This is a genomic window from Paenibacillus sp. WC2504, from assembly GCF_052682475.1.
Genome location: NZ_JBQZFH010000001.1, coordinates 2,490,632 through 2,502,199, shown reverse-complemented (window position 1 = coordinate 2,502,199; position 11,568 = coordinate 2,490,632). Strand labels below are relative to the sequence as shown.

Below are 11,568 nucleotides of genomic sequence, written 5' to 3'. Positions count from 1 at the left end.
CCTACTTGAAAAGGATGTAGAATGACGCGAGAAAAGTTTCGAGCGGTTAAAGTACAGCCATCATCACATCATCACCCTTTAACAGCGCCGGCCGTCATCCCTTGCACCAACTGCTTCTCCATAGCCAAGTAAAAGCCAACAAGCGGAATAAGCGCCATAGATAAGGCAGCCATCTGAAGCGTCTGAAATCTTGTTTCTGTGCCGGCGAAGTTAGCCAAGCCTAAAGGCAGCGTTTTTAGAGCCGCTTTATTGATCAAAACAAGTGCGAATAAAAACTCATTCCAGTTATAAATAAAGTTGATAATAATCACCGTCGCCAGCGCAGGACGAGTCATCGGAAGAATAATGGACCAGAAAATTTTATACAGTCCAGCTCCATCCATAACCGCAGATTCCTCAATATCTTTAGGGAAGGCCTGCATGAAGCCTACCAGAATGAAGATGGTAATCGAGAGATGGAAAGCCGTGTAAGGAAGCACCAGGGCAAGGTGGGAATTCAATAAGCCTATTTTTTTCATGATAATAAAAATCGGCACTAACGTAGCGTGAATCGGAATCGTCATGCCTATTATAAACAAGCCGTAAAGCCATCCACGTATACGAAAGTTAAATCTGGAAAGAAAGTAGGAGGTCAATGCACTAAGCAGTACCGTTAATACGATTGCACCTACGGTCACAATGACACTGTTCCAGAAGTACGTACCTAAGTGTGCAACTTTCCACGCGCTCGTATAATTGCTGACTTGCCAAAACTTTGGCAACCCCAGTGGATTCGTTGCATAATCTTCCTCTGACTTAAATGAACTGACAACCATCCATACAATCGGAATGACATTAATAACACTTAGAATGGCTAAGATCAAATGAATGATCGTTTTTTTCCCTAAAGATGTTTGCATATGCTCCTCCTTTCTCTACATACATCAATTAGCCGTTTCGACGGGTGACTAATTTGGCTGCATAGATGGCTAATAGGCTAAAAATAAGAATAAGAATAGAAACTGCGCTCCCAAGTCCAAAGTAACTGTTGTTGAAAGCCTGGGTATACATATAGATCGTCATCACTTCGGTATTATGAGCCGGCCCTCCGGCTGTCATGACATAGATGAGATCGAAAACCCGGAAGCTGTTGCTGATGGAGAAGATCAGGGTTACCCAGATCGTTTCTTTCAGCATCGGGAGGGTGATGAACCAGAATCGCCTCCAACCTGTAGCGCCGTCCATGACCGCTGCTTCCCTTACTTCTTCGGAAATATTTTGCAGGCCGGCCAAGAAAATGACCATATAGAAACCATAATTTTGCCATAAATACGTGATGCTTACCGACAGCATGCCCCAACGCGGGGAGCCCAGCCAGTTTTGTTTCAAGCTGTCCAAGCCGAAGAGTCCTAGCATGTTATTCATCAGACCCGATTCTGTACCGTAGACCATGTTCCAGATGAGTGAGACGATAACCGCCGAGATGATGACCGGCAGGAAAAGGACAGAACGGTAAACTTTGAGCCCGCGCATCGACCGGTTCAATAGTAAGGCAAAGAACAAACCTACCGGCAGCTGTCCTACAATACCGCTAACCATCATAAACAGGTTGTTCTGTACACCTTTCCAGAAGATCCCGTCTTTCAAGACCGAGATATAATTGTCCAACCCTACAAAAGACATGTGGGACAGACCGTTCCAATCAAAAAATGAGTAATAAAATGACATCACGATTGGAATCATTGCGATGCCAATATAAATGATCAAGGCTGGCAGCATGCCGATAAAAATTGCCCAACCCATCCGCCTCGTTACATGCATACATAGCCCTCCTTATACGCTAAATGATAAATTGAGAGATGCCAAGAAGACGGAGACCCATCAGGCTCCGCCTATTTGGCAGCCGAAGAACGGCTGTCGCCTCTCTTACAATGGGATTGACAGTGATCGAGAAGCAGCCACAATTTCCGCAGCCGTCGCTTCCCGCCCGAGCGAGTCGGATAAATATAAACCTTCGCTAATCAGCATCGTCGCAAGCGCTATTTCCGCAGTTGGCATAAGTTCTACGCGTCCCTGTAGAGCAGCGATCCAGTGCTTCTGCGATGAATCATAAGCCTCTTCGTTATCTCTCATTCTGTGCCAACGAATATCCATACGGTTAAGATCAATCTTGCTGTCCAGGTCGATGTCAGCTACCGTCGTGTGAAAGGTGATATCGGAAGTCATCTCTCCGGAATGGTACGATGGGAGCCGGATACCGCCTTTGGACCCCATGATGCTGCTTCCCTCAACGCCTCCAAGATTAACGGCCCACGCTTCAAAGATGTCTAGCGTGAGTCCATTGCGTAGAGTAACGAATCCAAGCGCCAACTCTTCCACATCGAACCCGCTTTCGGCACGCCGGCCCTCATCCATGTCCATTTCTTGAATGAGCTTCCCCGTGACTCGCTCTACTTCGGTTTCACCAAGCAAGTAGAGCATTTGGGCGATATGATAGACGCCCATATCCAGTAAAGCTCCGCCGCCTGCGCTTGCTTTTTTCGTGAAATAAGCGGTTCCGAAGCCATCGACAAAAGGTCTACCGCGACGCCTAAAGCCATTCGACCGAGCGTGGAACAATTTGCCCAATTGACCGTCGTCAATCAGCGCTTTGGCCGCCTTTGTTTCTTTTTTATACAGCGTGCTAAGTTGAATGTGAAGTTTCTTGCCATACTCCTTGGCTGCGTCAACCATTGCTTTGCCGTCATAATAGGAGCCTGCGATCGGTTTCTCGCAGTATACGTGTTTACCCGCCTGCAGAGCAGCAATCGTTAATGGTGCATGAAAGTTGTTATGCAGACATACATCCACCGCATCGATATCGTCTCGCGCCAACAGGTCTTTATAATCGGTGTAGACATGAGCAACTCCGTATATATCAGCAACTCGGCGCACTTCCTGTTCATTAATATCACACAGAGCCACGACCTCGGCGCCTTCTATAGCTGCATATTGATCCAAGTGGGCTTTCCCTATAATTCCTGTTCCAATAACACCAATTCGAATCTTGGCATATTCCATCACGCACGCCTCCAGATCAACTATCCATTGTTCGGGCAAGCAGATGCAAGCAATCGTTTCGTAGCTGCTAATGCCCACTCAATCTCGATATAAGGATTGGACAAAGCATTATATTCCACTGCCCAATACCCTTGATAACCAAACTCATTCAAGAACTTGATTGTTGATTCCGTATTTTCCGAACAAATCGTTCGCTTGTCCAAGTGGACGTGATTTACCCAGGGAGCCACCATTTCATTGCCTTGATTCCCGTCGATCCAACGATCGATATGCAGTAAAATACCATATCCCGGATGATCCACGGCTTCAGCAACACGCTTCATCCAATGAGGATCCAGCGAAATCCCTGTATGATTCTCAGGCCCCACTGTAAATCCGTAGTCCGAAGCTTGTTGAGCCAATTCCTGGTAAGTACGAACCGTGTATTCGAACTGCTCCTCCGTTACTTCACCAGGGCCTCGATTGGCATCAATGCGAACCGTCTTGGCACCAAGCAAGCTCGCCGCTTTCATATGAGCTATCGCATTCTGATATAGTTGCTGCCTGGTATCCGGATCAGCATCCCATAAATGAGCGCGATCCACCGCTATATTAGCAACTGTTAATTGTCTATCATCCAGGTTGCGTTTGATCTTCATCAACTCATCGTTACCCGGAAGTTCCCAGATGGGAACCTCACGGTTGGCGAAAAAGCCGTTCCAAAGATCTACGGCATCCAAACGATACCGGTATTTCACTGTCTCCAGATAACCGTATATATTCATTTCGTTTTGACTTAAAAGCTGAAAGAAGGAAAATGCTCCGATGGAAGCTTTCATCTCCGTCACCCTTTCAAATCGTTAGCTTCGAGCATTCTTTTGCTGTAGCTAGCCGATTATTTTTTCACTTTATCCATAACCTCTTGCATTTCTTTGGCGATTTGCTCAGGTGTTTTCTGTTTCATCGTAATGGCTTGCAGCCCGTTCTCAATCGAATCTTTGACAGCCGCCGGCATCACGCTGTCAAAGACAAGCGCATCCCCGGATTTCGTCAACTCCAGCATTTCTTTCAAATATTTGCTAGTGTCCGCAGGCATTTCAACTTTCGCCGGTACGACGATCCCTTTACTCATCAAGTTTTGGTACAGTTCAGGGGAATAGAAATATTTCAGGAATTTATAAGCCGCCTCTTTCTTAGCACCCGTTAGCTCCTTGCTTAATCCGATACCGTATTGGACAACGCCTGCACTTTTGCCAGCCGTTCCTTTTCCACCGTCAATGGATGGGAACAATGCGATACCAATATTAGCGCCGCCCTCTGTGTTACTGACACGGAACTTCGTATCAATCGTCGAACTGGTCATGGTCATAGCTGATTTCTTCTGCAGGAAATAATCCTGCACTTGCACTTCATCCATGGTGTTCAAATCCGCATTAAAGGCATCGAGCTTCGTCAACTCATCGAAAATGCCAAGTGCTTTCACATAATCAGCATCCGTAAATTTCGCTTGTCCTTGTTTTACCTTCGTTAAGAAATCCGTACCGGCAATACGATCCTCGACTGCGGACATGACCGTGGATTGAAGCGGCCAACGATTCTTATTGCCAATTCCCATCGGTGTAACGCCTGAAGCTTTGAGCTTTTTCACCAGATCGAGGAAATCGGCATACGTTTTCGGAAACTCATTGTAGCCAACTTTTGCTAACATATCCTTGTGGTAGTAGATAATATCGACAAAAGTCATTTTGGTTGGAACGGCATACTGCTTACCGTTTACTTTATACCCACCTAACGACTGTGGCGGTAAAATATCTTTCCAGGTATCCATAATTTCATCTAGCGGCATCAGTACTCCGGCATCGATGAACGGATCCATATCGACACCTGGATACAGAATAAACATATCCGGCATACTGTTGCCCGCTGCCTCGGTACGGAGTTTGGTCCGATATTGGGCCGACGGGATATCCTGCATTTCAATTTTAATATCCGGGTTCAACTGTTGAAATTTCTGAATTCTCTCTTTGTATAGCTGGTTATCTACGTTCGGGGTGGACCAGTTTTCCTCAAAAGTGAGCGTAACTTGTTGTTTCGAGGCGGGCTGTGTTGAGGCTTGCGTTTTCCCTACTTCTTTTGCCGGCTCAGCTCCGTTACTGCAAGCTGTAATTGTCAGTAAAGCAGCTGAAGCAGCAGCTAATACCGATTTTCTAATTACTCCATGAATCATCCATGAACCCCTCACTTTATGTTATTTTTTTTGACATTACCTTACGCTTTTATTATATGATAACGTTTACCATGTTTGTATCCCACCAATTTATCATAATGTCTGAATTTTTAATGTAATATAAACTAACATACATAGAGGTCGACCCATTTGGCAATAGAAAAATATCCCAGTAGCTAAAATTGACTCCGTCCATTAAATCGCATAAAATGGGGCCATACTTTTCATAAAGACGAATACCTAATTCAACGAATAACAAAGGAGATTTCTCATGAGCTTACACAATCAAACAGCCATCATTACAGGAGCTGGAAAAGGAATCGGCAAAGCGGCCGCCATCGCCTTGGCGAAAGAAGGTGTTCATCTCGGATTACTGGCGCGCAGCCACGCTGACCTCGAATCCCTTCAACAAGAATTGACAGGTACATACGGTGTCAAAGTGAGCATTGCCACAGCGGACATATCCAAGAGAGCAGAAGCGGTACGTGCAGTGGAGTTACTAATCGGGGAACTGGGTTCCCTGGATATCCTGCTCAATAATGCCGGAACGGCACAGTTCGGTAATTTGGTCGATATGGATCCAGATCAATGGGAGCAAATCATTCAAACCAATCTGATGGGCACGTATCATGTGACTCGCGCTGCGCTGCCCACCATGTTGAGCCAAAATGGCGGAAGCATCATCAACATTGCTTCAACCGCAGGGGAACGAGGATTCGCCACCGGTTCAGCCTATTGCGCCTCGAAGTTCGCTGTGATCGGAATGACGGAAGCGCTCATGCAAGAGGTTCGCAAATCGAACATCCGTGTTACAGCGCTCACGCCATCCACCGTGAATACAGAGTTGTCCGTCAAAGCGGGTCTGCCGATAGGCGACGAGGACCGCATGATGCAGCCGGAGGATGTGGCCGAGCTCATCATGGCTGCTTTGAAATTGCCGCAGCGCGTGTTCCTGAGAACCGCAGGGATCTGGACAACGAACCCGCAATAGCTGGCAAGCAGCCGTGGGGAAATAGCAATAAGACCGATGAAGCCCCGTTAGGGGCTTTATCGGTCTTATTTTCGCTTTCTAGGGCGGGCGGAAGCTAGGAAGCTCCACTTCGTTGCAAATTCTATCTTTATCGGTGGCTGCTGCACGAAATCTGCTCCATCCGGTGAAATCAGCGGTAGAAATTCCAGTTAGCTCGGCAAAAGTCGATCAGACGCCGAAATTAGTGGGAGGAATCGGAGGTAATGGCAAGACAGAAAATCCACCGTTACTCAGTGGCTGCGTCAACCCTCCCCGCTTCTACAAATACGTGTAATTCTTATTAATAATCAGCGCATTCATTCTCCACTCCGAGCCTTCGCAAGTGCGAAATCGCAGCTTCACGTAACCATCACCTCTTTGCGTGATTGGCAAAATATCCGTTGCAAATTCGCCCGCCTTCAGCGTTTTCTCCGGCTTCCACATGCTTCCCCCAACGATTTCTATCTCCGTGTAGGAAGGCGCCTCTTTATCGCCGGATACGAAGAGCAAATCATATCTGCCCTTTGGAAGCTCAACCACAAACGTCGCTTCCCTCTTTCCACCTATAAAATCCCTCCGCAGTTCGTCCGGCCCCCCGCGATCCATCGCTCCGAGATCCTCCGCACACTCCCAGCCGATGCCGGTATAAGGCTTAAACATGGAATCCAACGTTACATTACGAAACGTCTGACCGAGAACCCCTTCCACATGAACTTGTCTGGGCAGTATACTGGTGTAATCTTTCTCCAACCGATGCGATGCCACGCCAAAATCCAACCGATAAGCGGCCAGCCTTGATTCCCTGGTATTACCGGAGTAATAATCAAAGGTGAAGTGGTCGAGCAGTCTGGCATGCTGCGTATTTTGGTTTTTGCCAAGGAACACTCGCCGATCCGTATGAGCTTCATGAACAAGCGGATAGTCTCGCTTGACGCCCCGCCTACTAGAGTCAACTGCAAATAACTCAGGAGTGGAGAATTCTCCACGAGGATAAATCGCATACTCCCCATTCTTCTCCGTTTTAAATGAAATCCGTCCCTCTTCTTCCACATGATCCATCCTGTTCCAGGATGGACCCTCTTTTCTCGCAACTATTACCTCATCACTAACGTGAAACGGATTGCGAATCACAACCTGCTCGCCCGCTTTACTTTGGATAGTAACCCAAGCGGTTCGGCCATTTTTCAGCTCTGCGCTAACTTCAAAGGCGCCTACTGCCAGCAGGCCTCGAAAGGAACAGTCGCTCCATTTCTCATATCGCTTAACCTTCCAATCTACCTCATGTTCGTAGAGGCCAATCGAAAGCTCCGGCTCAGCCTCACCAGTCGGCAGCGCCGGGAACACGTCAATCACGCCATCATAGCTCTGAAGCAGCATTTCATTCACGGCAGCAACCATTTCACCAGAAGCTTCCATCATGTGGGGATGGTACAACGGTTCATTGGTGATGTTGCAGTAGTTCATCCACCGTTCCGTTTCTTCCGCAAACAAGCCATTGCACCTGAGCGACAAATCAATGCCTTGTTCATAGAGCAGCCTAAGCGCTGTGCTGCCCTTCCCCAATCTCGAAGCGGCACAGGACAGCCAGCCGAACTGAAACATGCCATATTCCGTCTGATTTGCTGCATACCGGAGCGTGTTTTCTCCTCTTTTCCGCAGATGGGTTTCACTATTTTTATCAATTTCACTAATGGGATAAATGGGCATAAGCAGCGAAGGATGCCGCAAATGCATGTTGGCAGGCGCCCATTCCGAGTCCAGAAAAACATCTCCATACGATTTGGAAACAGCCGTTGGATACTCAGCCAAGTTGTCCGCAAGTGCACTCCACTTGAGCAGATCCTCTTCCGCTTCACCAAGCAGCTCACCCGCTTCCGAAGCGATCTTCAATAAGTATTTAACTGCTGCAAGGGAACAAGTTGAGTTACGAGTCAAAGGTCCCTGCTCCGGAGAAATGTCAGGAAATATCTCATAGCGGCCTGAGTGCTCATTCAGCTGTAAATAACCTTCGAAAAATCTCGCAACCTGCTTAAACAACGGGTACGCTTTTTCTCTTAAAAACTCAACGTCCATACTATAGCGATAATAATCCCATAGGAATTGCGCGCACCAAGGCCAAATACTTACATACAAGGCATGCGGGTAATCGCCCCCAACGCCTTCAAGCCCGTAAAACTGCTGCGACATTTGCTCAGCGAGCTGCACATAAGAGAGCAAACCCTCGTTGAACGCCTCGGCTACATCAAGGCGATTAGCCGTATAGAGCGGCCAAAAAGCAGCTTGAATGTTAACGTCCCAATACCACATACTGCCCCACTTGGTTGGCTGCTTAATATCCCACAAGCCGTTCAATCCGCATGCTTGCTCGCGCATCCTGCTGCCTTTTCCGCTGCTGCAGGCGATGGCATATAGATTGATATACCAGAGATCTTCCAACATTTTATCCGGCAAGGTGATCGAGCTGCGGGACCAAAAGCTTTTCCAATGAGCTTGATGATGCTCCACCATGTCTGCCACATCCACATGCGAAGCTGGCTTCCTCACCCTCATCAGCGCGGTCGAAAGCAGTTCCTTGGTCTCCTCCTCGGTGACCACCGTTGTTAGCAGTGTCAGGTTTGCCTCCGCATCTCGGAGGGCAATTTGCAGGCTGTCGTCGGGACCTGCAACAACGATTCCTTTAGCACCGATGATCCTCATCATCACAATGAACGAGAATGGATCATAGCGATCCTTCTCTTCACCGTCCGGGTAGAAAGCGCCTACATAGTAAAACGTTGTATCATCCAATTGATGATACGTCACTTTCATATCCACATATCTTCTACGGGGAACCGTTAGCGCGACCGAAGGTAACAACGCTCCATTCGTCTGGCTGATTGTGGTGATCACGTAATCGCCATCCTGAGCAATGATCGTGCTCACACCAAGCTTATCCTCATTTTTGACCACATTTAACTGAATAGCTGCCTTCTCAATATCAAGGGATAACGAATAATGATCAGGGTCCGAAAGCTCCCGGGATGGAAAAAGCTGAAGTTCCCCCGTCGGATAATGGGAGGCCCCACCCGAGGGTTTACCATATTTCCTGTACATGCTGTTCGGGTTTAATGCGTCGCCATATAGAAAAAACGGGCCTTGTTCGGGATCGCGATACCTCTCTTCAGCCAGCTTTTTCAATTCTTCAAATGTACGTCCATACTGAAGTGTAAAATCCGGCCCTTTACCATTTCGGTACTTCTTACTGTATCGATGCAGCTTCTGATAATAAACTTCATAATGATTAAGCGCCAGCGTCAGCTTGTTATCTTCGAAATACACCATACCGCCGAAGTGTCCATTGCCGATCGGTAACGCTTCATTCCAGCTGCTTGGAGCATTTTCAAATGTAACGCCTCTCACCTAACCCCCTCCTTCTGCTTCCATCTCATGGTCAAATCGTCCCCGTTTACTCCTTAATGGCACCTATCAGCACACCTTGGACAAAATACTTCTGAAGGAACGGATATAAGCAAATGATCGGCAGCGTAGAGACCATAATGGCCGCATATTTAATCGTTTCTCCAATGGCATATTTGTCGTCGCCTCCACCTGCCATCATCGAATCCGTATTATTGGAAATCAAAATCTCACGGAGCACAAGCTGAAGAGGATACGCTTCACGATTCCGCAAATACACTAGCGCGTTAAAATATGAATTCCAATGCCCTACCGCATACCACAAAATCATAACAGCAATAACCGGCATCGAAAGCGGGATGACAATCCGGAATAAAATCACCCAATCATTGGCGCCATCCATCCTGGCCGACTCCTCCAAACTGACCGGGATGCCTTGAAAAGAAGTTCGCATAATAATCATATTAAACGTATTAATCGCACCTGGAATGAGAATGGCCCACATCGTATTCATCATGCCGAGAGAGTTCACGAGCAGGTAACTCGGAATGAGTCCCCCATGGAAAACCATCGTCACGACGATAAAGAACATGATGATATGTTTAAAATAAAGATTCGGCCTGGACAACACATAGGCGCCAATCGATGTCATGAGCAAGTTAATTGTCGTACCTAGCACTACATAAATTAACGTATTCTGATACCCTTTCATGATCATCGGATTTTCAAAAACAGCCTTGTAGGCACCGAGATCAAAGCCTGCCGGTTTGAGCATTAAACCGCGATGCTGCAGCAATGATGTCGCATCACTAAGCGAAGCGAATGCCACGTACAAGAAAGGATACAGCGTGACCGCGCAAAGCACGAGCATCAACAGCATATTGAAGTAGCCAAATGTTCGCTCTCCACTGGTTAGTTTCATGTGCAAATCTCCTTACCACAGTTTGTTCTCGCTGATCCGTTTGACAAAGCTATTGGCCGCAACGATCAGAATAAAACTGATCACTGAGTTAAATAACCCGACTGCTGCCGTGAAGCTGTAACTTGCCTCTAATACCCCTTTGCGATAGACATAGGTCGAAATAACGTCTGCAGTTCCATAGGTAAGGGGATTGTAAAGCAACAGCACCTTTTCGCTGCCAACCGTCAGCATATTGCCCATTTGTAAAATGAACAAGATGACAATTGTCGGCATGATGCCTGGAATCGTAATGTGCAGCGTCTGCTTCCAGCGGTTAGCGCCGTCCATCCTGGCCGCTTCGTACAGCGTCGGGTCAATCGTCGCCATAGCCGCCAAATAAACGATCGAGCCCCAACCAATGCCTTGCCAAATGCCAGACGAAACGAACAAAAAGCGGAACCAGTTCTCATCCTGCAAGAAATCAATCGGCTCTATGCCAAAGATTCCGGTCAATTGATTAATTAGACCGTTGCGGCTTAAGAAATCGATCATCATCCCGGCCACAACCACGATCGAAATAAAATGCGGCAAATACGAGATGGATTGAACAACCCGCTTAAATACGCTGTGGCGGATTTCATTAAGCAGCAGAGCCAGAAGGATCGCTGCCGGGAATCCGAACAATAGATCATAAAGGTTGATCAAGATTGTATTTTTTATTAAGCGCCAGAAGTAAATTCCGTTAAAAAAGCTTACAAAATGTTTAAATCCAACCCATGGACTTCCGAGAAGCCCTTTGGCCGGGGAAAAGTCTTTAAAAGCGATTTGTAATCCGTACATCGGCCCATAATGAAATATAAGATAGTACGCAATGACGGGAAGCGCCATAACGTAAATGGACCAGTGCCGTTTCACATCAGCGCGTATGGTTTGCAGGACAGTCGGATTGCGACTCGTTTTCATTGTCGTTACGGCATATTCAGCCTTTCCATTTGCAGGACTTTGCCTCATCGTCTC

At 47.2% G+C, this 11,568-nt stretch carries 9 protein-coding genes; 1 reads left to right on the top strand and 8 read right to left on the bottom strand.

Annotated features, from left to right (window positions below):
• Positions 1–71 precede the first annotated feature (71 nt).
• From ACUN27_RS10945 to ACUN27_RS10925, 5 genes are all read right to left on the bottom strand, one after another.
• Positions 72–899, bottom strand: coding sequence for a carbohydrate ABC transporter permease (locus ACUN27_RS10945; RefSeq protein WP_315955402.1), 828 nt, complete (start codon positions 897–899; stop codon positions 72–74).
• A gap of 28 nt (positions 900–927) precedes the next feature.
• Positions 928–1,800 (bottom strand): carbohydrate ABC transporter permease, encoded by an 873-nt coding sequence (locus ACUN27_RS10940; RefSeq protein WP_315955403.1) that lies wholly within the window; start codon positions 1,798–1,800, stop codon positions 928–930.
• Between the two features lie 105 nt (positions 1,801–1,905).
• The gene (locus ACUN27_RS10935) at positions 1,906–3,039 is read right to left on the bottom strand and encodes a Gfo/Idh/MocA family protein (RefSeq protein WP_315955404.1); all 1,134 of its coding nucleotides are present in this window, start codon (positions 3,037–3,039) and stop codon (positions 1,906–1,908) included.
• 20 nt (positions 3,040–3,059) lie between these two features.
• Positions 3,060–3,857, bottom strand: coding sequence for a sugar phosphate isomerase/epimerase family protein (locus ACUN27_RS10930; protein WP_315955500.1), 798 nt, complete (start codon positions 3,855–3,857; stop codon positions 3,060–3,062).
• 56 nt (positions 3,858–3,913) lie between these two features.
• The gene (locus ACUN27_RS10925) at positions 3,914–5,245 is read right to left on the bottom strand and encodes an extracellular solute-binding protein (RefSeq protein ID WP_315955405.1); all 1,332 of its coding nucleotides are present in this window, start codon (positions 5,243–5,245) and stop codon (positions 3,914–3,916) included.
• Positions 5,246–5,516: 271 nt separating this feature from the next.
• Between ACUN27_RS10925 and ACUN27_RS10920 the strand changes: the two genes are divergently transcribed.
• Entirely contained in the window at positions 5,517–6,236 is a 720-nt protein-coding gene (locus ACUN27_RS10920; RefSeq protein WP_445558881.1) for a 3-ketoacyl-ACP reductase, read from the top strand.
• 297 nt (positions 6,237–6,533) lie between these two features.
• Here the strand turns inward: ACUN27_RS10920 and ACUN27_RS10915 are convergent, their stop codons facing one another.
• The 3 genes from ACUN27_RS10915 to ACUN27_RS10905 are packed head-to-tail and all read right to left on the bottom strand — an operon-like array spanning position 6,534 to position 11,514.
• The gene (locus tag ACUN27_RS10915) at positions 6,534–9,653 is read right to left on the bottom strand and encodes a glycosyl hydrolase family 95 catalytic domain-containing protein (protein WP_445558880.1); all 3,120 of its coding nucleotides are present in this window, start codon (positions 9,651–9,653) and stop codon (positions 6,534–6,536) included.
• 46 nt (positions 9,654–9,699) lie between these two features.
• On the bottom strand, positions 9,700–10,572 hold the full coding sequence (locus tag ACUN27_RS10910; RefSeq protein ID WP_315955408.1) for a carbohydrate ABC transporter permease: 873 nt from the start codon (positions 10,570–10,572) through the stop codon (positions 9,700–9,702).
• 12 nt (positions 10,573–10,584) lie between these two features.
• Complete coding sequence (locus ACUN27_RS10905) at positions 10,585–11,514, bottom strand: ABC transporter permease (protein WP_445560616.1); 930 nt, start codon at positions 11,512–11,514, stop codon at positions 10,585–10,587.
• Between the last annotated feature and the right edge of the window lie 54 nt (positions 11,515–11,568).